Source organism: Xanthomarina maritima (assembly GCF_008084905.1).
In the GTDB taxonomy this organism is placed as follows: domain Bacteria; phylum Bacteroidota; class Bacteroidia; order Flavobacteriales; family Flavobacteriaceae; genus Xanthomarina; species Xanthomarina maritima.
The window spans coordinates 328,232-352,331 of record NZ_VSFC01000062.1 but is presented as its reverse complement, the minus strand read 5'-3'; the positions used below and the strand labels follow the sequence as shown (position 1 = coordinate 352,331).

The 24,100-nt window shown below is 31.5% G+C and carries 16 protein-coding genes; 10 read left to right on the top strand and 6 right to left on the bottom strand.

Annotation, left to right across the window (positions count from 1 at the left end):
• Positions 1–134 precede the first annotated feature (134 nt).
• The 5 genes from aspS to FVF61_RS13905 are packed head-to-tail and all read left to right on the top strand — an operon-like array spanning position 135 to position 5,312.
• The gene (gene aspS / locus FVF61_RS13925; RefSeq protein ID WP_148457439.1) at positions 135–1,889 is read left to right on the top strand and encodes an aspartate--tRNA ligase; all 1,755 of its coding nucleotides are present in this window, start codon (positions 135–137) and stop codon (positions 1,887–1,889) included.
• 45 nt (positions 1,890–1,934) lie between these two features.
• The gene (locus FVF61_RS13920; protein ID WP_148457437.1) at positions 1,935–2,480 is read left to right on the top strand and encodes a hypothetical protein; all 546 of its coding nucleotides are present in this window, start codon (positions 1,935–1,937) and stop codon (positions 2,478–2,480) included.
• Positions 2,452–3,261, top strand: a complete 810-nt coding sequence (locus tag FVF61_RS13915; RefSeq protein WP_148457436.1) for a tetratricopeptide repeat protein — start codon at positions 2,452–2,454, stop codon at positions 3,259–3,261. The genes FVF61_RS13920 and FVF61_RS13915 overlap by 29 nt, the downstream gene beginning before the upstream one ends.
• Positions 3,262–5,061 (top strand): chloride channel protein, encoded by a 1,800-nt coding sequence (locus tag FVF61_RS13910; protein WP_148457434.1) that lies wholly within the window; start codon positions 3,262–3,264, stop codon positions 5,059–5,061.
• A complete protein-coding gene (locus FVF61_RS13905; RefSeq protein WP_233586857.1) occupies positions 5,061–5,312 on the top strand; it encodes a hypothetical protein in 252 nt (83 codons plus the stop codon). Before FVF61_RS13910 ends, FVF61_RS13905 begins: the two co-directional genes overlap by 1 nt.
• Here the strand turns inward: FVF61_RS13905 and FVF61_RS13900 are convergent.
• Both FVF61_RS13900 and FVF61_RS13895 read right to left on the bottom strand, forming a co-directional pair.
• Entirely contained in the window at positions 5,309–5,758 is a 450-nt protein-coding gene (locus FVF61_RS13900; RefSeq protein WP_148457432.1) for a nucleoside deaminase, read from the bottom strand. The two genes, FVF61_RS13905 and FVF61_RS13900, sit on opposite strands and share 4 nt — an antisense overlap.
• A 66-nt stretch (positions 5,759–5,824) precedes the next feature.
• A complete protein-coding gene (locus tag FVF61_RS13895; protein ID WP_148457430.1) occupies positions 5,825–8,497 on the bottom strand; it encodes a T9SS-dependent M36 family metallopeptidase in 2,673 nt (890 codons plus the stop codon).
• Positions 8,498–8,635: 138 nt separating this feature from the next.
• On the opposite strand from FVF61_RS13895, the gene dxs reads away from it, so the two are divergent.
• The gene (dxs, locus tag FVF61_RS13890; RefSeq protein ID WP_148457428.1) at positions 8,636–10,411 is read left to right on the top strand and encodes a 1-deoxy-D-xylulose-5-phosphate synthase; all 1,776 of its coding nucleotides are present in this window, start codon (positions 8,636–8,638) and stop codon (positions 10,409–10,411) included.
• Between the two features lie 63 nt (positions 10,412–10,474).
• Here the strand turns inward: dxs and FVF61_RS13885 are convergent, their stop codons facing one another.
• From FVF61_RS13885 to dgt, 3 genes are all read right to left on the bottom strand, one after another.
• Complete coding sequence (locus FVF61_RS13885; protein ID WP_148457426.1) at positions 10,475–13,690, bottom strand: T9SS type A sorting domain-containing protein; 3,216 nt, start codon at positions 13,688–13,690, stop codon at positions 10,475–10,477.
• Between the two features lie 164 nt (positions 13,691–13,854).
• The gene (locus tag FVF61_RS14425; protein ID WP_262712031.1) at positions 13,855–13,986 is read right to left on the bottom strand and encodes a hypothetical protein; all 132 of its coding nucleotides are present in this window, start codon (positions 13,984–13,986) and stop codon (positions 13,855–13,857) included.
• 84 nt (positions 13,987–14,070) lie between these two features.
• Positions 14,071–15,414, bottom strand: a complete 1,344-nt coding sequence (dgt, locus tag FVF61_RS13880) for a dGTP triphosphohydrolase (protein ID WP_148457424.1) — start codon at positions 15,412–15,414, stop codon at positions 14,071–14,073.
• 245 nt (positions 15,415–15,659) lie between these two features.
• On the opposite strand from dgt, the gene FVF61_RS13875 reads away from it, so the two are divergent.
• On the top strand, positions 15,660–18,473 hold the full coding sequence (locus FVF61_RS13875; protein ID WP_148457422.1) for a TonB-dependent receptor: 2,814 nt from the start codon (positions 15,660–15,662) through the stop codon (positions 18,471–18,473).
• 43 nt (positions 18,474–18,516) lie between these two features.
• Positions 18,517–19,698 (top strand): multidrug transporter, encoded by a 1,182-nt coding sequence (locus FVF61_RS13870; RefSeq protein ID WP_148457420.1) that lies wholly within the window; start codon positions 18,517–18,519, stop codon positions 19,696–19,698.
• Positions 19,699–19,771: 73 nt separating this feature from the next.
• Here the strand turns inward: FVF61_RS13870 and FVF61_RS13865 are convergent, their stop codons facing one another.
• Positions 19,772–20,125 (bottom strand): toxin-antitoxin system YwqK family antitoxin, encoded by a 354-nt coding sequence (locus FVF61_RS13865; RefSeq protein WP_148457419.1) that lies wholly within the window; start codon positions 20,123–20,125, stop codon positions 19,772–19,774.
• A gap of 387 nt (positions 20,126–20,512) precedes the next feature.
• Between FVF61_RS13865 and FVF61_RS13860 the strand changes: the two genes are divergently transcribed.
• Together FVF61_RS13860 and FVF61_RS13855 are read left to right on the top strand one after the other, a co-directional pair.
• Positions 20,513–21,715, top strand: a complete 1,203-nt coding sequence (locus FVF61_RS13860) for a porin (protein ID WP_148457418.1) — start codon at positions 20,513–20,515, stop codon at positions 21,713–21,715.
• Between the two features lie 72 nt (positions 21,716–21,787).
• The gene (locus FVF61_RS13855) at positions 21,788–24,088 is read left to right on the top strand and encodes an inorganic phosphate transporter (RefSeq protein ID WP_148457417.1); all 2,301 of its coding nucleotides are present in this window, start codon (positions 21,788–21,790) and stop codon (positions 24,086–24,088) included.
• Positions 24,089–24,100: the final 12 nt, after the last annotated feature.

Genomic DNA, 24,100 nt, shown 5'->3' with positions numbered 1-24,100 from the left:
ATGAGTTCTAATTAATAGCAGGAAAAGCCTCAACAAATGTTGAGGCTTTTTTATTTGATAATCGGTTAACTTCATTAAATTTGCAACCTATTTAATAACTTGAGGTAAAACAGGCAAGTTCAAATTTTAAATTTATGTATAGAAGTCATACCTGTGGTGAATTAAGAGCATCACATATCAATAACGAAGTAACACTTTCTGGTTGGGTACAAAAATCTCGAGACAAAGGATTTATAGTTTGGGTAGATCTTAGAGATAGATATGGAATTACACAATTGGTTTTTGATGAGGAACGTACGCCTAAAGCCATGATGGAAATGGCCCAAAAACTGGGTCGTGAATTCGTGATTCAAGTAACTGGAACTGTTATTGAACGTGCTTCTAAAAACCCAAATATTCAAACAGGAGATATTGAAATTTTGGTTTCTGAAATGACCATTTTAAACGAAGCTTTATTACCTCCTTTTACTATTGAAGATAAAACCGATGGTGGCGAAGATATTAGAATGAAATATCGCTATTTAGATATCAGACGTAATCCGGTAAAAAACAGCTTGATTTTTCGTCACAAAGTCACTCAAGAAGTTAGAAATTATTTGTCTAAAGAAGGGTTTATTGAAGTTGAGACACCATACTTAATTAAATCTACTCCAGAAGGAGCTCGTGATTTTGTAGTGCCCTCCAGAATGAACGAAGGGCAGTTTTATGCGCTTCCGCAAAGCCCACAAACCTTCAAACAGTTATTGATGGTTGGTGGCATGGATAAATATTTTCAAATTGTAAAATGCTTTAGAGACGAAGATTTACGTGCAGATAGACAGCCTGAATTTACACAAATAGATTGCGAAATGGCTTTTGTAGAACAAGAAGATATTTTAAATGCTTTTGAAGGGTTAACAAGACACCTATTAAAAGAAGTGAATGGTGTGGAGGTTAAAGAATTCCCTAGAATGCTGTATGATGATGCCATGCGCTTATATGGAAACGACAAACCAGACATAAGATTTGGAATGCAATTCGGAGAGTTAAACGAAGTGGCTCAACACAAAGATTTTGAGGCTTTTAATAATGCTGAATTGGTTGTTGGAATTGCTGTTCCAGGAGGAAATGCATACACAAGAAAAGAAATAGACCAATTAATTGATTGGGTAAGGCGCCCACAAGTTGGTGCCTTAGGCATGGTGTATTCTCGTTGTAATGATGATGGAAGCTACAAATCTTCAGTCGATAAATTTTACGATCAAGATGATTTAGCTAAATGGGCTGAAAAAACTGGTGCCAAAGCTGGCGATTTAGTTTGTGTGCTTTCTGGAGATAAAAATAAAGTAAGAGCACAATTATCTGCCTTACGTATGGAATTAGCAGAGCGTTTAGGGTTGCGTAATCCAAACGAATTTGCTCCTCTTTGGGTGATGGATTTCCCTCTTTTAGAGTGGGATGAAGATACTGAGCGTTATCATGCCATGCATCATCCATTTACGTCTCCAAAACCTGGACAACTAGAAATGCTTGAAACAAACCCAGGAGATGTAAAAGCCAATGCTTACGATTTAGTATTAAATGGAAACGAAATTGGTGGTGGTTCTATAAGAATTCACGACAAAAAAACTCAAGCTTTAATGTTTGATTATTTAGGTTTTACAAAAGAAGAAGCTCAAGCTCAATTTGGTTTTTTAATGAATGCTTTTGAATATGGAGCTCCTCCACATGGTGGATTGGCTTTCGGTTTAGACAGATTAGTTGCTATTCTTGGAGGTCAAGAAACTATAAGAGATTTTATAGCTTTCCCTAAAAACAATGCAGGACGAGACGTCATGATAGATGCTCCTGCTCCAATAGACAACAAGCAACTGGAAGAATTAAGTTTAAAACTCAACTTAAAATCATAAGATAAGAAATCCTGCTATTGCAGGATTTTTTAGTAGCTTTAATTCATGAGAAAGAAAATAATTAAGTTTATCTTATACCTTACTGTTTTCCTAACAGTCATATTATTTGGAATGTATGGTTATGCTTATTATGTTATGAATTACAAATTTATGCCATCTAAAAACACCTATACTAAACGTGTGGCATATATAGATCCTGATGAATCTCTTTTATCTGAAGGATTTGAAACTTGCAATGACTATATTTTCGATTATTACAACCCAGAAAGAGCTACATATAGTAAAGGGAAAAACGGGTTGCGGAATTTTATTTTAACCAACTATAAAAATAATAATTATAATGATTCTGGTTATTTAAATATTCGATTTGTTATTAATTGTAAAGGTCAAGCTGGACGATATGTTATTTATGAAAACGATTTAGACTTAGAGCCAACAAGCTTCAATAAAGATTTAGTTAATCAATTATTTCACTTAACAACTCAATTAAAAGATTGGAATCCAAATTTTACTCGAAATGAGTTTAGAGATTCATATATGTATTTGTCTTATAGAATAGAACATGGAAACATTACAGAAATTATTCCTTAGTATTTTTATTTTATTTCTCTTTATATCCTGTAGCAGCAAAGAAGAAAAGCTAAAGCAGGTTTATGATTATGGCTTTAGATATTATCAAGGTTCACCTGAACATATGAATGCTTTTGCTTATGCATTAGAGTTAGATTCTACAAAAGCAGAGACTTATAGAGAACTATCAGTAACTTATTTAAAAAGAGGCATTCCACACCAGTGGAAAGATTGGTATGATGGTGCTGTAACATATGATCCAATAACTTGGCAACCATGGAGAGGTTATTTATATCTATGGTTTTATAGAGATTATAAAAAAGCCATTGCAGATTTTGATGCTTCAGATGTGTTAACACCTAATTTTACAGATCACCCTCAAGGACATAGTGTTGACTATTGGAGAGGCATAGCTTATTTAGGCCTAAATGATTATAAAAATTCTATTGCTTACTTTGATACGTATATCAATCAGGAAATAAATGAATCTGGTGAGGGCTGGGTAGAATTAACAGCCTTCTTATATAGAGGAATTGCATATTTTGAATCTGGTGATTTAGAAAATGCCTTGATAAATTTTGATAAGCAACTACAATATTCCAGAAACTTAAGTGCAGATGCCAAATACTATAAAGCTAAGATATTAAAAGAAAAAGGTAATTTTGAAAATGCTTTAATAAATATTAATGAAGCCATTGAAGATTTTAATATGGGTTATTATAACAATAGACCTTATGTAGAAACGTTAAGACAAATCTATATGGAAGATTTAGTACTTTTAAAATCTGAATTAACCTCTTAAATGAATTTAAAATCTTTTATAAAACAATTTTTAATCTGGAGATATAAGCATATCTCTCAGAAAAATTTTGTTTTATTATTGAGTATAGTTGTTGGCTTACTAACAGGAATAGCAGCAGTAACTTTAAAAAACATTACTTATTTCATTCAGAATTCATTAGAAAAAGGAATCGTTTTTTCTCAGAATCAATTGTATTTTATTTTACCCATTTTAGGGTTACTTATCGTTTATCTTATTAAAAAATATATGTTTAAAAAAGAGATGGTACCATCTGTTCCTCCTTTTATAAAACGTGCAGTTCCATCGCTATTATACTCTCTATTAAGACAAAAAGGCTTATTATCCTATAAACTTATTTATCATCCATTAATTCTTGCTCCATTAACTGTTGGTTTTGGTGGTTCTGTTGGGTTATTAGGTCCAGCAATTACATCAGGTTCTGCCATTAGTTCTAATTTAAGTAGATGGATGCATATTGATAAAAAAACAAGAACTCTACTTATTGCTTGTGCAACAGCTGGTGCAGTTGCATCTATGTTTAAATCGCCAATTGCAGCTATTGTTTTTGCAGTTGAAGTTTTTAGCTTAGATTTAACTTTTGCGTCACTTTTACCTTTACTAATTGCTTCAATTTCGTCTGTTTTAACATCTTATTTTTTTCTAGGAGATGAAGTGCTTTTTAATTTCACACTTACAGATAAATTCACATTACACGATACTGTTTTCTATATTATTCTAGGAATTGGTACTGGAATTGCTTCTATCTATTTTACAAAAATTTACTTTGCAGTTTATAGTTTCTTCGACAGGTTTAAAACCAGATTTGCCAAGTTACTAGTTGGTGGTCTAGCTATAGGTGTGATGCTTTATTTTATTCCTCCTCTATATGGTGAGGGTTTAAGTTTTACTAAAGATTTATTTGATGGAAATTATTTGCATGCTTTAGGAACCAATTTATTTGATGAATACCTAGATAATATTTGGGTTGTTATTGTTCTATTAATTGGCTTCACCATTTTTAAAGCTGTTGCCATGACTACTACTTTTGCTGCTGGTGGTGTTGGAGGAGTTATTGTACCAACCATGGTTATGGGAAGTGCTTTAGGAAATGTTGTAGCTAAAGTTGTTAATAATATTGGGCTTGGGCATCAAGTGTCTGAATCTAACTTTACATTAGTTGGAATGGCTGGACTTATAGCTGGAGTAATACATGCACCTTTAACTGCCATTTTTTTAATTGCTGAAATTACTGGAGGCTATGAGCTGTTTTTACCTTTAATGATAACCGTTGCTATTTCATATATGATTACTAAAAATTATATGGAGCACACTATTTATACGAAAGAACTTGCTGAAAGAGGCGACTTGTTGACACACAATAAAGACCAGAATGTTCTAACTACAATGCATATAGATAGTGTGATTGAAAAGAATTTTGTAACTTTAAAACCAAATATGTCCCTTGGAGATATGCTTCATAAAGGAGTTTCAAAATCTAATAGAAATTTATTTCCTGTAATTAATGAAGATAACATTTTAGTAGGTATCATTCTTTTAGATGATATTAGAAGTATTATGTTCGACCAATCTTTATACCATTCTACTTCTGTTGAAACTTTCATGCAACTACCACCAGGTTTTATTGATTATGATAAAGATTCGATGCGTGTAGTGATGCAAAAATTTCAAGATACAAATGCATGGAATTTACCTGTAATTAAAGATGGTAAATATTATGGCTTTGTTTCAAAATCAAAATTATTAACGGCCTATAGAAAGGAATTAATCAACTTTACTTAATGACAACTTTTGCTATAAAAATAATTACTCTTATTATCTTAATCCTTTCTGTTGGAAGTATTCTTGCTGGTTATTTGTTAGATTTAGAATATTCAGAAAAATTAATTGGATTTGGAGTTGTTGGTCTTTTCATATTAGTTTTTCCATTATTTTCATATTATAGATGGAAAGATAAAAATGTTAAAGACTATATGATAACAAAAGAAAGTTTAGAAAAAATGCGTGAGTATAAAGAAAAAAAAGATGCTTAGTTTAAATTTCTTCTTTCTATAAAAAACCGTTTTAGTAACTGCGAAGCTTCTTCTGCTAAAACGCCTCCTTCAATAGTAGTTTTAGGATGTAATTTTGTTTTCATATTAATACAACCACGTTCTTCATCTCTAGCTCCATATACTATTTTTGATATCTGACTCCAATATAAAGCTCCAGCACACATCTGGCATGGTTCTAAAGTCACATAAAGCGTACAATTTTGAAGATATTTTCCACCTAAAAAATTTGAAGCTGCAGTAATGGCTTGCATTTCTGCATGAGCAGTAACATCGTTTAAAAGCTGGGTTAAATTATGTGCTCTAGCAATAATCCGGTTATCGACAACTATAACTGTACCAACTGGAATTTCGCCTTTTTCAAATGCCATTTCGGCTTCTTGAAGTGCTTTTTTCATAAAATAAACATCATCAAATATGTTTTCCATAACTGTAAAAATAAAAAAAGGCAGCTAAATAACATTAGCTGCCTTTAAAATATTATTTAAAGTCAATTAGTTTTTAATAACCTTATGGTTTGCACTAAATGATTGTCCATTAATACTTAAAATATAAATACCAGACTGTAATTTATTAACATCAATTTCCACTTCGTTAAATAATTCTACTTTCTTAGAAAGCACTTGTCTACCATTAATATCAGTAAGAGTCATAGTTACTTCACCATAGTTTTTAGCTGTTTTAACAAATAAACGACCATTCGTTGGATTTGGATAAACTTTATAACTACTAGAATTAAATTCTTCCACACTTAAACTTGTACAGTTAGCATTATCACCATAATAAGGACTGTTCTCGTCATCAAAATTTGGAAGTGCAAAGTCTTCCACTTGATCTGTTCTAGAAAAACCAAATCCTTGAGATGCAGCTGCACCAACTCCTCTGTTCGCGAATACTTCCCAAATTAAACATTGGTCTTCACCACCTGTTAAAGCCATATCTGCTGCTAAAATACCATTTCTTCCTGCTACAAAACCAGGATTACAACCTTGTAATTTTAACCCGTCCATAACAACTTGCATCACTTTATTGTTTCCACCTGTTCCATTAAAAAGGTCTTCATCAAAACCGTATTTATCTACATAAGCCCAGGTTAAATCCCAGATTACTGTTGCCCAAATAAAGCCCATACCATGAGGGACAGCTACATTTGTGTCGTTAGTATCAATATATGTATAGTCGTTAATTGAAAAATCTGTACTATAAGGTGCTAATCTAATACCTAATCCATCAGTTGGTTCACCAAAGGCATAAGTACCAATACCTCTTGGGTCTTCTGGTTGATCTCCAGGCTTCATAGTTAACATTAAAGCGAACCAGTCTGACCAACCTTCGCCCATTTGTTCAGAATTAGATAAACAGTTAACACTACTACCACCTGTAAGTCTGTTTGAAATCCCGTGGCCATATTCATGAGCTACAATTCCATTATCAAAACTTCCATCTATCATATAAGCTTCTGTTCCTTGCAAAGTAACATTTAACGTTTCAGATTGCATAGCAGCTATTAATATTTCACCATTATCATAATTCATAAATACTGAAGGAATAGTAAATACGGGATTGGTTTCTCCAGCCATATTTACATAAGGCACGTAAGCTGGGTCGTTATCTGGGTTGTTATGGTTTACCACTATAACAGCTACAGCTCCAGCATCTTGAGCGTTTTGAATTTTATCTACAAATGGACAATTCCCTCTTCTAATAACGGCAATTTTACCTGCAACACTAGCAATAGGATTACAACCTTCTGTTGGAGTTCCAGACCCATCATTTACTAACATTAAATCGGCTGTTACTGGTGTGCTACCTATTCCTGTAATATTATTTGGTGGCGTTGTAGCAGGGTTTACTGCTGGGTATGGACCTGCAACAGAACTATTATTTACGTTTACTAAGTTTTGTATTCCACCTGGTGCTGACCATAAATACATTTGCATTCTAGGATTATTACCATCAGAAGGTGTTGAAAAATTAGCATTATCTGTTCCTCCACCATCTTGGCCTTGAGCATCTACAGAATCACCACCTAAACCACCATTTCCATAATTATTTTCTTGAAAATTCCCCGAAGCTTCATCAAATCCATATTGATACCAAACATCATGCATTATGTTACTTACATAAAACAAATTTGTTAATGACACATTTAGATATCCACTTGGATCTTGATTAATATCTAAAGGGAAATCGAAATTTAAAGACCCTGTTCCATCAGGAGAAGTTCCAGGAGTATTTGCTGCTGCTATGTCATCATAAGCATAAACATTATTTCCTCTAGTAATAGTATATTCTGCACCTGCAGTTCCATTTGTATCATGCCATCCGTAAGGAGAAGCAACATCGTCTGCTGGTGAACTTAATAACGTTCTTCCTCCAAAACTAGGAGCTTCTACTGGAAAAGCAAACACATTATATTGAGAACCATCTGCTACAAATGCATTTGATTTAAATAATGAAATGTCTTCATTTTTAGATGATGCATGATTAGTATGATTAGCATGATTTCCATCACCAAAATCACATGATATTGTCCAATCGTTTCTATCAAGAATTATTCCTGAAATTGCATCAACTCTAATACTCCACCAGTGTTTATTATCTAAAGTATTTATGCTTAAATCCCAAGAAAGTTTTAATTCATTTTGTTCTGTTAAAGTATAAACTAACTTCACAGGAATATTTACTTGTGACACATTACCACTAGTAAATAAAAATTCTTTGTCATTACCTGAAATCAATTCTAGCCCTTGAATGCTTCCTAAATTTAATTGAGTTACAGCATTTTCAATGGCACGTTGTGCATTTATTTGAGGCATTATTGTATTTACTTTTTGGCTAATATTCCCAATTAAATTATTTGCATAATAAAATACAGCATTGTCTTTAATTGCAACACTTGAAATGGCATTATGTATTTCAATACCTTGATATCTTTGATTTACATATACATGGTTTATTTTAGTGCTTTTAGAGAAGTACTCTTTGTTTACGTATAAATCTTCAATATCATTTGCAGAAATTTTATATTTTGCTTGATTTTGAGCTAAATACGTTTGAATAACATTGCCATATTCTGAATTATCTAAAGCATGTTGAGAATACCCTAGTAACCCAAAAAATAACAATCCTATTACCATAAAATTTTGGATGTAATTTTTTTTCATTTTAAATAAATTATTAGATATTAAGTGAATTTTTCAAATATACTGCAATATTCCAATTTACATATTAAATAAGTAAAATATTAACATCTTAGTAGATATTCTATCTATTTTAATAATTTTACTGAATATTTTATACGAATGAGTTCAGATCTTTTAAAAACAATAAATTCTTCAGAAGAGATACGCAGACTAGATTCTAGACAATTACCTCAACTAGCCAAAGAGTTAAGGGAATTTATAATAAAAATTGTTGCAACAAAAGAAGGCCATTTAGGAGCCAGCTTAGGTGTAATTGAACTTACTATAGCTATACACTATGTATTTAACACACCAGAAGATTTACTTATTTGGGATGTTGGTCATCAAGCTTATGGACATAAGATATTAACTGGAAGAAGAGAGATATTTGACACTAATAGACAATTACATGGGATAAGTGGTTTTCCTAAAAGAGAAGAAAGTGAATATGACGTTTTTGGTGTTGGCCATTCTTCTACTTCTATTTCGGCTGCTTTAGGTATGGCCATTGCATCGCAATTAAAAGGAGAATATTCTAAACAACATATTGCAGTTATTGGAGACGCTTCTATTGCTAGTGGAATGGCTTTTGAAGGTTTAAATCATGCTGGTGTAACTAGCACTAATTTACTTGTAATATTAAATGACAATGCCATTGGTATAGACCCTTCAGTTGGAGCTTTAAAACAGTATCTAACGAATGTAAAAAAAGGGACTCAAAAACAAGATAATATATTTGAAGCTTTAAATTTTGATTATTCTGGCCCAATTGATGGACATAATTTACCTCAGTTAATATCTGAGTTAGAAAGATTAAAAACAGTAAAAGGTCCAAAATTTTTACATGTTATAACAAAAAAAGGCAAAGGCTTAAAGCAAGCAGAGGACAATCAGGTTACATACCATGCACCTGGAAAATTCGATGCAGAAACTGGTGAATTAGTTTCAAAATCGAGTGTCAAACAACCTCCAAAATATCAAGATGTTTTTGGGTTAACCATTCTTGAATTAGCTAAAAAAAACAAACTTATTATAGGAATTACTCCAGCTATGCCTACTGGAAGTTCTTTAAAATACATGATGGAAGAAATTCCAGATCGTGCTTTCGATGTTGGTATTGCTGAACAACATGCCGTCACTCTAGCTGCTGGTATGGTTACTCAGGGTTATATTCCATTTTGCAATATTTACTCTACCTTTTTACAACGAGCTTACGATCAAGTTATACATGATGTGGCTTTACAAAATTTACCTGTTATTTTTTGTTTAGATCGCGCTGGAATAGTTGGTCAAGATGGAGCAACACATCATGGTGTTTTTGATTTAGCTTATTTGCGATGCATTCCAAACCTCATCATTTTTGCACCAAGAAACGAAGTAGAGCTTCGTAATATGATGTATACATCTCAATTGGGGAAATTAAAACATCCAATTGTCATTAGATACCCAAGAGGAAGAGGTGTTACTTTAGATTGGAAACAACCATTTAATGAAATTAAAATTGGAACCGGAATTCAATTACAAACAGGGGATAAAATTGCAATTCTAAGTATTGGAACAATTTCTAGAAACTGTACTGAAGCCATTAAATTGTTACCAGAACCTCAAATCGTTTCTCATTATGATATGCGATTTGTTAAACCTCTAGATGAAACATTACTTCACACTATCTTTAATTCTTATGAAACAATTGTTACAGTTGAGGAAGGATGTATAAAAGGTGGCTTTGGAAGTTCTATTTTGGAATTTGCTTCGCAGTATAATTACAAAAACACCGTAAAATTAATAGGAATTCCTGACGAATTTATCGAGCATGGGTTAGTTGAAGAATTACAATTAGATTGCCAAATAGATTCTCAAAACATCTACAAAATCATTTTAAATTTTTTAAAATAATTATGTATTAAAAAAAAGAGGCAACTAATAGTCACCTCTTTTTATATATAAAATATAATAATCTTATTTGATTATAAACTTTTTAGTTTCAGTAAAACTTCCTTTTGAAAACTTAGCTAAGTATAATCCAGAACTTAAATCTAAAGACAACTGTTTTCTATTATTAGTACTCATGTCTAAAGCAGAATTATAAATTAATTGACCGCTTAAGTTATAGATTGCTAAATTTATTTTTCCAATATTTGATTTAGCTGAAATAGTAATTTCACCATTTGAAACAGTTGGATACAAAGTTAAATCTGATGCTAATGTATTTTCTTCTACACTTAAGAAATCTGGAGTAAACATTCCAGAAAAAATACCTCTACCATGCGTTGCAGCAAACACCATGTTATCATCTCTTAAATCTAAATCTAATACTTTTACATTACTCATGCCATTAAAAGCTGAACGCCAAGTTGGTGAAGAAGCAGAAAAATTATTAGTATACCAAACACCTAGTTCAGTTCCAATAATTACTTCCTCTAAATTTAAAGGGTTCTGTAAAATTGCTTTTACTGGTAAATCTGGTAAATCTCCATCTTTAGCTTCCCAAGTTGTTCCACCATCACTTGTATACCAAACATTGTTTACACCATAATTATGCATCGTTACAAAAATATCATTATCTGATTGCCCAAATTCTAAATCTGAAACACTTCCTACTAATACATTTCCATCTAAATTAGTCCATGTTGGTGAAGCTGTATTCGCGTTTTCAACTAAAATAACATCACCAAGTCTTGTTCCAACTAATAATTTTGAAGAACCTGTTGTATGCGTTGAGACTGTAAATGCAGTTGGAGTAGTTGTCAGTTCTGTTGCATTGGTTAAATCTGAACTTGTTAAAGTGGCAGCAGACTTAATACCAGAATATCTTTTTATAACAAACACGCCTCCTGATGAATAGTTAGAATATAATATATCTAAATTAGAATCTAAAGCTTGTGGATTAATAAAAGCTCCATTACTAGCACCTTCATTATTAATTGTAACATTAGTACCAAGAGATCCATCTGCATTTAAATGACGTAAATTAATTCCGCTATTGTAAACATAATTTCTTATAAAGTATCTATCTGTACCATCTTGATCAAAAAAGGTATATGCACCATCTCCTCCATAAGGTTCTATGGCATCATCGACACCATTCGGATTAGCATTTTGTAATAATTGAGTCCCATTATCTTGTAACCCACCAGCGAAGTAATCTCCAGAAAGTGCAGTTGTAGGAGCTACGCCTGCAGTGTAAAACTGAGATGTGTTATATCCAACATTTCTTGACTGAGTTGTTGTTCCTCCATTAGCAGAATAATACACACCTCCATCGTTACCAAATATAACTTTATTAGAATCTCCATGTCCAAAAGCAGCTATATGTTGATCTGAATGAACTTCTTGAAATCCAAAACCACCATACCAATGCGAGAATTGATTCCATGTTGTAGCACCATTTGTAGATTTAAATAAATCGATTCCACCAACATATACAATTTCATCATTTGTTGGGTCTACTTCTAACATTAAGTCGAACCAAGCCTGTCCTCTTGTAAATTCAGGAGTGACACCTGGATCAGCATCTGTTGGTAGTGCTTTGTTTTGCACAAGAAATATAGGCACGAAAGCTGAAGTAGTTTTTTTAATTGTAACACCAGTTGATGTTTCTGCAAGCACATAAACTTTATCTGCAACTGTAGAAGAAACTGCAATTTGTGTTCTAGCTGCACCATTAATTGCATATACTTGTGTAAAAGTATTTCCATCTGTTGAAGAAAATACTTTGCCACCACCATCTCCATATAAATGACTATTTGTAGTAGACATCCAAATTTTACCATTTGGACCAATCTCTATATCATTTGGTGCATGTTTATGTCCATCAGCAGTTAAAGGTAAATCTATATAAGACCAGTTTGCTCCTCCATCTACAGATTTATACATCCCATAAGTAAGTCCTCCTATAGTAGTTGCTGCATTTGAAGAGCCATAAACCGCATCTCCAGCTGCTACATAAATTTCAGAATTACCACCATTATTTCTAACTTTTACATCGTTAATTTGTTGAACACCTGGAACAACCATAGCAGTAAAATCTCCACTAGATGGGTTTAAAGAACCATTAACCGTACCAGAAGCCATTGCTGCTTCTAAAATATCACCATCTGACATACTTATCATTACAGATGGAATAGTAATTGATCCATTTGTTCCACCCATTGGGACAGGTTCACCTGGCACATTATTCATCATTATAACTCCAACGGCACCTGCATTTTGAGCGTTTAATACCTTATCAACAAATGGACAATCTCCTCTTCTTATAACTGCAATTTTACCTGCTGCACTTGGTCCAAAAGAATTACAAGCTTCTGTTGGAACTCCAGTTCCATCATTAGCTAAAACAAAATCTGCAATAATTGTTGATGTTATTTCTGTACCAAAAGCTGTTGTTGGATAAGATTGATAGTCTCCAGCAATTCCTGAAGGAGAATTTACCGTTATGGTAGAAGCAGATACAAAGTAACTTGTCCCTGTATTTCCACCAAATATATTAGTCCATGTTTCCCCAGCATCTGTAGATTTCCATAATCCATCTCCGTTTACTGAACCATCTGTATGTCCTACATAAGATTCTCCTGTACCTACATAAAAAGTACTAGGATTATTTGGGTCGTATGTAATTACTGATACAGCAAGGTTTTCTGGAATATCTACTCTTGTCCAAACACTACTTGCATTAGAAATATCCGTATTCTTCCATAATCCACCACTTACTCCACCAGCAAAAACAACATTATTATTTGCATCAGTTGGATCGAACATTAATGCTCTAGTTCTACCACCTACATTATTTGGGCCACGTTCTAACCAACCATTATCTATAGCATCACCAGGTACTCGCCCATTTAACAGATCTTGTCTTCTTTCTTCTAGAAGTTGCCTTTGTAATTCAGCAACTTTTTCTGGGGTAGGTCTTCCTAATGCAGGATTCATGGTTAACTCCCACATCTCTTCATTATATTTGTTAGGAGGCAATCCATTTGCCTTTCTTTCTTCTTTAGATAATTTAAGGCTTTCTGTAAAAGGGCTTTTTTCTAGATTTTCTTTATGTTTTTGTTTTAATTCTTCAACAGAAACTAAAGATTCTTCATTAGTTGAAATATTATTATTCTTTATAACAAATAATGTAAATAAAGAAACTAATAATACTCCAAAAATTAATAGGGAAAATTTTTTCATGAGTTATTTTTTTAGAATTGCTAAATTAACTCAATTATTAAAAAATACAAAATGCTAACAATTATTTTATTTTTTTAATAAGCTTTAAATCACATCCTTAAAATTATTAATTTTTTAATCATCAAGAATTCTTATAAAATAATATAATATAAGCACTGTAATTATTATTCTACATCTGAATAGAATTGTTGTATTTCTAATTCTGAAGTATTTTTGTTAGTAACTTCATTTATTACTAAAAAACAAGCAAAAGCCACAAATATAATGACTATTGCTCCAAGAAGATTCTTTTTCATTTTGGATAGATTTAGCATTTTGAATTGTAAATATACATATAAAAATCGATAAAATGCATATTTATACGACAAAATACGTAATTTTTAAAATGTAATTCCTTTTATCATCTTAAATTTTAAAATGGCTCTACTATCTGATAATAATGATACATAGTTGCAAACACCTAACAATTTATGGTAGATTGAGTTGCCCTCCTTTAGATCAAGCTCTGGAATACTTTTTAAAATAAGCTTGTCATAAGCTGATGCTTTTTGATTTAAATTATTAATAATTGCTGAAGTGTATTTTTCTAATAAAGTACTAATAACTTCAAAGCCTACTATTTCTTTATCTATAACTTCTTTTGATTGATAAACATTTTTTATACTCAATTTAATAATATCATTTATTTGTGCTTCGTATTTACTTTTATCTAATAATGCACATGTAAATTTATCATTTAAAAGATCCTCTTCTTTATTTAAAAATACTTCTACTGCTTCATTTATTAAAGTATTAATTGCTAAAGCCCTTAAATAACTCACTCTATCTTGCGTGGTTGAAAGCTGATTGTATTTTTTTGAATTAATTGAATGTCTAACTAAATTTATTAAATATTCTAAAGCATATTCTTCCTGAATAAGCCCAAGATTTATTCCATCTTCAAAATCAATAATGGTGTAACATATATCATCTGCAGCTTCAACTAAAAAAGTTAATGGATGTCTAGAATAACTAATATTATTTTCATTCCCTCTATTTATTAACCCTAATTCTTTAGCTATATCTAAAAACAGCTCTTTTTCACTTTGAAAAAATCCGTATTTTTTATCTGCGATATGATTGCTTGGTCTTTTTGGCAAAGACTCTTTTGGATATTTCATAAAAGCACCAAGAGTCGCATAACTTAAACGCAACCCTCCTTCTCTACCTACTCTGCTTTCAGTAGCAATTTTAAACCCATTGGCATTTCCTTCAAAATCGCATAAATCTTGATATTCTTTTTCTTTTAATTGATTTTTAAACTGACTTCCAAAACCTGATTTAAAAAATTCTCCAATGGCTTTTTCACCAGAATGCCCAAAAGGTGGATTTCCAATATCATGTGCTAAAGCTGCTGCTGCAACAATAGCACCAAAATCATTAGCTTGATAACCATGTATGGTTTGTAGATGAGGGTATTTCTCAATTAGTTTTACGCCTACCTTTCTGCCAAGTGTTCTTCCTACCACACTAACCTCTAAACTATGTGTTAATCTAGTATGAACAAAATCTGTTTGAGATAATGGAATGACTTGTGTTTTATCTTGAAGACTTCTAAATTCTGAAGAAAATATAATTCTATCGTAATCAACTTCAAATCCTAATCTTGTTTCATCTTGTTCTTTTCTTAAGCGTTTATTTGTGTCTCCAAAACGTTTTAAAGAGAGTAACTGTTCCCAATTCATATTACCTATTTTACTGCTGCAAGATACATTTTTCATCTTCTTAAAAGCATGCTTTTTATAGCAGATATGAACAAATTTATCCTTCTCTATGTTAAGAAATCATTTATTAAAAAGGAAGATTATGTTAATCTCATAACATTTAAGTAACAGTTTTATTACACAGGTTTAATTCACGATTAACACCGACTTTACATTGTTAAAGTTTCTTTGCCAAAACAAAATGACACAAGAACTTATTATTAGAAATGAAAAAAATAATACTCTTTTTTACACTTTTTGCATCGTTAACTACATATGCACAAAATACGGGATCTTTGGTAGGAAAACTTATAGATTTAGATTCTAATAACGAACCATTAATTTTTGCAAATATATTAATAAAAGGGACTATTAAAGGAACTACTTCAGACTTTGATGGTTTATACTCCATAAACGGTATTGAACCAGGAATACATACTGTAATTTACAGTTTTGTTGGTTATGAGACTCAAGAAATTAAAGTTGAAATTTTTGAAAATAAAGACACTGAATTAAATGTCTCTATGAAAGCAAGTGCAGCTTCTTTAGATGAAATTGTTATAACAACTTCTACTAAAAGAGAAAGTGAAACTGCCCTATTACTAGAACAAAAAAAGGCTGTAGAAATTAAACAAAGTATTGGTGCTGAAGAATTATCAAGAAAAGGAGTAAGCGATGCTGCTGGAGCTGTTGCAAAAATTTCTGGGGTTTCTAAACAAGAAGGTTCAAGCAATGTTTATGTTCGTGGTTTAGGAGACAGGTATTTAAACACTACCATGAATGAACTATCATTACCATCTAACGATGTTAATAAAAAGAATATTGACTTAAATATCTTTTCTTCAGATATCATAGAAAATGTTTCTATAAGTAAAGCATATACCACTAATTTCTATGGAGATTTTGCAGCTGGAAATGTAAATATCAATTCAAAAGATTATTCAGGCAACTGGTTTTTTGATGCCTTTACAGCAACAGGGTTTAATACCAATGCAATAGATAAAGATTTTGTACGTAGTGAAGGAACAGGATATTTTGGTTATTATGGAAGATACGACCATAACCCTTTTGCTGTTATTTTATCTCATGGCGTGGATCCAGTAAGTGTAGATACTCCAATAAATTTTAATTATGGCGCATCTACTGGAAAATCATTTACGTTTAAAAACGACTCGAAATTAAGTGTATTCGCAACTGCTTCTTTTGGTAATAATTACGAATATAGAAAAGGGTCTGCTGTTGATTATACTTTAACTGAAAAAAAGGCTTTTGATAATAATGCTGAAGAGTATGAATATAATACTACTACAACAGCAATGGCTAGTGTTAATTATCGTATAGATTATGATAATTCAATTAAATACAATTTCCTTTTTATTAATAATTCGTCTGATGTAGTTGGATATTTTGGGATAGATGGTAAAGGAAGAAATAGAGATGCTCAAGTAAATACAGACGAAGGTTTTTACCAAATGAATGTTCAGTTTGATCAAACTCAAATGTATGTTAATCAATTATTAGGAAATCATACTTCAGGAAAATTTGATATTGATTGGGGGTTTGGATATAACTATGTGTTTTCTAAACAACCAGACAGAAAGCGAATTAGTTTAGAAAACTATCAGTACGCATTAGATAATGATAGTGATACAAACCCTATTTTTTATAGTAATGTAGTATTCGATAACCAACGTTATTTTCAAAATATTGAGGATGAAGAATACAATGGTAGAGTAAACCTTGCTTACAATTTAAATGATAATTTAAAACTAAATTTTGGCTTTAATGGAAGAAGCAAACAAAGAGATTTTGAGAACATTCGTTATGGTTATGATATTGTAGATTCTAATTACCAAATTACTAATGTAAATAACTTTAATAGCGTTTTTACATTAGATAATCTAAATCTAAATCCAGAGGATAATGGTGTTTATGAAATTAAAGTTATTAATAATATTCCTGGATTATCAAACACAAACAGACCTGGTTTGCCAGAAAACACTTATGAAGGTAAACTTGATATTTTTGCAGGATATGCAGATGCTGAAATTACATTTGGTGAAAAATGGTTAATTTTACCAGGTATTAGATTAGAATCATTTCAACAAGATATTTCGTTCGATGTTATTAACTTAGGAAATCAAGGTAAAAATTCATTAAGCTCTTACAAAAATTTCTTTTTACCAAGTTTAAATGTTAAGTATACATTAAACGATAATCAGAATTTGCGTTTTTCTGCAAGTCAAACAGTTTCTATACCAGAATTTAAAGAAGTAGCTCCTTTTGTTTATGAAGACATTTCAACCAAAATTGGAGGAAATCCAGACTTATTAGATATAGGTTATTCGAAAATTTTCAATATCGATTTAAAATACGAATGGTTCTATACTAAAAGTGAAATTATTTCTGTGGCTTTATTCACTAAACAAATTAATGATCCTATAAACTTAGTTGTTGGAGCAGATGCTACAGGAACGCAACGTTATTTTAGAACCGGAGACAAAGCTAATGTTTATGGTATAGAAGTAGAAGTTAGAAAAAACATCCTTAGTGATGAAGAAAATGATTCTAAACTCTCTGTTGGTTTTAATGCTACTTATATGAAAACTAAACAAGACTTATACAGTTCTATTGATGGTGAGTATTATGATGTAAGTTTTGAAAAATCTGAAGATGAATTACAAGGTGCTTCACCATTAATTTTGAATGCAGATATTAATTATTCACCAACTTTTGGGAATTATAAACCAGTTGCCAACTTAATATTCTCTTATTTTTCTGATAGAATAGACGCATTAGGCTCTGGGCAATTAGGAAATGTTATTGAAAAAGGAGTTCCAACTTTAGATTTTATATGGAAAAATAATATTGGAGAAAATCTTGAAGTAAACATAAGCATTAAAAACTTACTAAATCCAACCATAGAATATTTTAGAGAAACAACTTTAGGAGACATATCTATAAACTCGGCTAATGGCAAAGGTGTTACAGATTATAAAAGAGGAATGGACTTAGGATTACAACTTAAATATAAATTTTAAACACAATTAATAAACTAATAAAAATTAAATCAAATTAGAAAAAATGAAAAATAACTTAATTTTAGGATTCGCTGCAATAAGCATGCTTTTCTCTTGTTCATCAGACGACACATCAGATATCTACATCACAGACAATAGTGTTACAAATAACAATAATGGTGGTGGAACTACTGATCCAGAAACTATTTTCCTTTCTGGAACATACACTCAAGATTTAATTCTTGATGCTAATAATACCTACAAAGTAAATGGCTCTCTAATTATGGCAAATGGTACTACTCTTGAAATACCTGCAGGAATGACTATTGAAGCTTTAGCTTCTGGGGCAAATGTTTATGTAGCAATTTCTCAAGGTGCTAAAATAATTGCTAATGGAACTGCTGATAGTCCAATTGTATTTACTTCAGATGCTTCTTCTCCTTCTGCTGGAGATTGGGGAGGATTAATCCTTTTAGGAAAAGCTCCTATTAACTCGGTTACAGGTTCTTCAACATCAACTTCAGAAATTGCTAGTTTACCTTTTGGAGGAACTGATGAAGCTGACGATTCAGGTATTATTCGTTATGTACGTGTAGAATATTCTGGTGGAGCTGCAGACGGTCAATCTGAAAATAATGGATTTTCATTTTATGGTGTTGGTAACGGAACTGTTTTAGAATACATTCAAGCTTTTGAAGGCAAAGATGATGGTATTGAATTCTTTGGTGGAACTGTAAATGCTAGTTATATATCTGTTGTTAATGCTCAAGATGACTCTATCGATTGGACTGAAGGCTACACAGGAACTATTATGAATGCTTATGTAAAACATGGAGCAAATCATGATAAGGGTATTGAGGCAGATGGATACAATACAGATTTTAGTAATGCTGCAGGTTACTATTCTAAACCTACTGTTACCAACCTAACTATAATTGGTCAAGGTTCTGCATCTGGAAATGAAGCAATAAGATTAAGAGCTGGGACTCAAGGAATTTTTAACAATGTATTAATTGAAGGTTTCGAAGAAGGTTTCGATTTAGATGGTGATGCTGGAGATAATCCAACTGGAGCTGGCGTACTAAGTGGCGATTTACATGTTACAAATGTTACTTTTACGGATGTATTATTAAACTTGAAAAACGATACAGGTGAAACATTTACTGAAGCAGATTTTATTTCAGGTATTGGAACAGGAACAGGAACAGATTATGCTACTTGGGGAGCATCTTGGACTGTCGAATAAATATGAATTAGTCTAAAACAATAAAGCATCTTATTAATATAAGATGCTTTATTGTTTTTAAATATATAACTACTTAATTTCTAAGTGCTACTGAAGTTGGATTAGTCCACTCATTTACACTTGCAATTGCATTGTTATTATAATCTACTTCTTTTAGAGTTTTATCACTCCAAAAAAACCATTTGCCGACTTTCTTCCCATTATCATAATTCGCAGAAACAACTTTTTCACCTTCTGTGTCAAAACTCAACCACTCGCCTTGAAGTTTTCCATCTAAAGTATAAGTCCCTGTTTGACTTACTACTCCATTGTCATGATAATAAACAACTTCAATTAGGTTTGTGTCTTTGTTAAGTTTTAATTCTCTTTCTTGTGCAAAAGAGCCCACAGTAATTAAAAAGGTAAAAAACATTACTATTTTCTTCATAATTATTTGGGTTTAGATTTATTATATATCAAATATAATTATTTGGTAACGTTTAAACAACATTTTGTTAACATTAAATTTACATTAAAGTTGTTTTTGCCTAATTATCAGAATTTTAAATTATTTTATTGTTGTCTAATTTTAATGATTCCTTAATATTTAGATTACAATTACATTAATCACATTAATGATATTTGCTAAGTCTTAAGACAATCAATTAGTAATTTCATATAATTTATTAGTTTTTGTCGACTATATTATCATGAATTCTATGGCTGCCTTAGGCCAAGGCAGCCTTTTTTTTTATAAATTAGATTTAATCTTTAGGAAACATTAACTTAACATTAGAGTTGGTTCTTTGCAGCGACAAAAACTAAAAACTCGGTTATGAAATTTAAAGTAATTCTTATTTTGCTTTTATTAAGTGTAATAAGTAATTCAACTGCACAAGAAATTAAATCTCCACCTTTCGGAAAAGGCATTTTCAACTTAGTAGGCAAAGACAGTTCATGGACCATGAAAGTAGGTGCAAGAATGCAATTTTTAGCATTAGCTAGTTGGGAAAATAATGATGGCGAATTAATAAATGGCGAATCTAATTTTTTAGTTAGAAGAGCCAGATTAAAATTTGATGGGTACGCTTTAACTCCAAAACTTAAGTATAAATTAGAGCTTGGTTTATCTAATAGAGATATTTCTGGATCTTCTGTTTATACAAGTAATACACCAAGATATATTCTTGACGCTGTTATAAAATGGAATTTTTATAAAAACTTCGAATTTTGGTTTGGACAAACAAAACTTCCTGGAAATAGAGAACGTGTAATTTCTTCAGGAAACTTGCAATTTGTAGATCGATCTATTTTAAATGCAGGATTTAATATAGATAGAGATGTAGGTGTACAATTTAGACATCACTTTAATTTAACAGAAAATTTTATAATAAGAGAAATAATTGCTATTTCTCAAGGTGAAGGAAGAAATGTGACTACTGGAAATTTAGGTGGATTTGAATATACTGGACGATTAGAATTCTTACCCTTTGGTTTATTTCCTAAAAATGGAGACTATTTAGGTAGTTCTTTAAACAGGCCTGAAACTCCAAAACTTGCTATTGGTATTACTTACGATTTTAACAATAATGCTGTAAAAACTAGAAGTAATCAAGGCGCTTATATGATTACTGATACTGGTTATTATGAAACTAACATAACTACAATATTTGTAGATGCCGCTTTTAAACATAAAGGCTTCTCTTTTATGGGAGAATATGCAGACAGAGATGCAGAAGACCCTATAGCTAAAGATGATGAAGGTATTCCTACTGGACAAGTAGCTCAAGTAGGAAATGCTGTTAACTTACAAGCAGGATACTTATTTAAAAGCAATTGGGAAGTAGCAAGTCGTTACTCTAATGTAGATTTAAGTAAAAGTATTACAGGTGAAAGCACGGTTAATGAATATACACTTGGAGTATCTAAATATATAGTTGGACACAAATTAAAAGTTCAATCAGATTTTACTTATGTGGACACAGAGAATATAAATAGCAGATTAGCATATAGACTTCAATTCGATATTCACTTTTAAATAATAACAATTAGATAACATTTCTGTAAATTACACTATTGATATTTGCAAACTCTTATAAGATATTAAAATATGGAAAATATATACTTATTTATGATTATTGCCTTAGCCATTTTAGCAGTTGCCGATTTGGTAGTTGGGGTTAGTAATGATGCTGTAAACTTTTTAAATTCAGCAATTGGTTCTAAGGCTATTTCTTTTAAAACTATTATGATTGTTGCCAGTATTGGAGTAGCTGTTGGTGCTATTTTCTCAAGTGGTATGATGGAAGTTGCAAGAAAAGGGATCTTTAATCCTCATGAATTTATGTTTAATGAAATCATGATCATCTTTATGGCAGTCATGATTACTGATATTCTATTACTAGACTTTTTTAATACAGTTGGAATGCCAACATCAACAACGGTATCTATTGTTTTTGAGTTACTAGGAGCATCTGTTGCAATGGCACTTATCAAAATTGGTCAAGATGGTGGTGGTCTTACTGATGTAATAAATTATATAAACACTACTAAGGCCACGGAAATTATTTTTGGAATTCTGCTTTCCGTCGTGGTCGCATTTACTATTGGAGCACTTGTTCAATATGTTGCACGTGTTTTACTTTCGTTTAATTTCGAGAAAAAAGCTAGTTGGGTTGGTGCTGTATTTGGTGGTATAGCATTAACTTCAATTACTTACTTTATTTTTATGAAAGGTTTAAAAGGGACTGCTTATGCTAAAGAAACATACGAAATTATTAATGGTGAAACTATTAGTCATTTTTTAGAAACTAATGTGCTTTTTATTGTTTCTGCAAGTCTAGTTTTTTGGTCTATTTTATCATTCCTTTTCATTACTGTTATAAAAACGAATATATATAAGTTAATAATACTGGTTGGTACTTTTGCTTTAGCATTAGCATTTGCTGGAAACGATTTAGTAAATTTTATTGGTGTACCAATTGCAGGATGGCAATCTTATGTTGCTTGGGCCAATTCTGGTGTGTCAGCTGAGTTGTTTAGTATGGGGTTCTTGGCTGATAAGGTAGCAACACCAACTTATTTATTAGTTGCTGCTGGATTAATTATGGTTATCACTTTATGGTTTTCAAGTAAAGCAAAGGATGTTGTTAAAACATCATTAGATTTATCTAGTCAGGAAGACACTAAAGAACGTTTCCAACCAAATTTTTTATCACGTGGTTTTGTAAGGTTTGCAATGCTTTCTTCTCAAATGTCTTCATATATATTGCCTGAGTCTTGGCAAGCAAAAATTGAAAAACAGTTTGAAAAACCTATTATCCCGTTAAAAAAAGATAAGACTTATGAAATGCCTGCTTTCGATTTAGTTCGAGCAGCTGTCAATTTAATGGTTGCAGCCGTATTAATTTCTATAGCAACTTCTATGAAGCTTCCTTTATCAACAACTTATGTAACTTTTATGGTTGCCATGGGTACATCTTTAGCAGATAGAGCTTGGGGAGCAGAAAGTGCTGTTTATAGAGTTGCTGGCGTATTAAACGTTATAGGAGGTTGGTTCTTTACTGCTGTTATAGCTTTTTCTGCAGCAGCATTAGTAGCCTATTTATTAAATTTAAATTTATCTTTAATGTTCCCAATATTATTATTGGCAGCTTTTGGATTAATTTTAAGAAATTATATTGCTCATAATAAAAAAACCAAAGAGGTTAAAGCTGAAGATAGCTTAACTAGAGCAGAAAGCAGCTCTGTACAAGGTGTTATTCATGAAAGTGCAGATAATATAGCAAATGTAGTTAAGCGTACGAATAGAATTTATTCAAATGCCATTGTTGGTTTAGCAAGGCAAGATTTATCATTACTTAAAAAGAGTAAAAAACAAGTGGTTAAATTAGCCAATGAGGTTGACGACTTACGTGATAATATATTCTATTTTATTAAAAATTTAGACGAATCTAGTGTTGGAGCAAGTAACTTCTATATTAATGTTTTAGGTTACTTACAGGATATGACTCAATCTTTAGAATATATCTCTAAAGTAAGTTATAAACACATCCACAATAACCATAAGAAGTTAAAGTTTAGCCAGATTAAAGAATTAAAAGAAGTTGATGATCGATTTGAATTATTCTTCAACAACACTCAAAAAGCTTTTGATTCTAGATCTTTTGAAGAAATTGGAGTTATTTTAACTAGAAAAAAAGAAATTATCTCTTTAGTTTCTGATAAGATTCAAAAACAAGTTGAACGTACTAGAACAGAAGAGTCTAGTCCTAAAAACACCACCTTATACTTTAGTATTTTATTAGAGACCAAAGATTTATTGACAGCAACAATGAATCTATTAGAAGAGTATCATAATTCTCATGATAGTTCTGTGAAACCAGCTACAATATCTGAGGATTCGGAATAATATTTATAAATA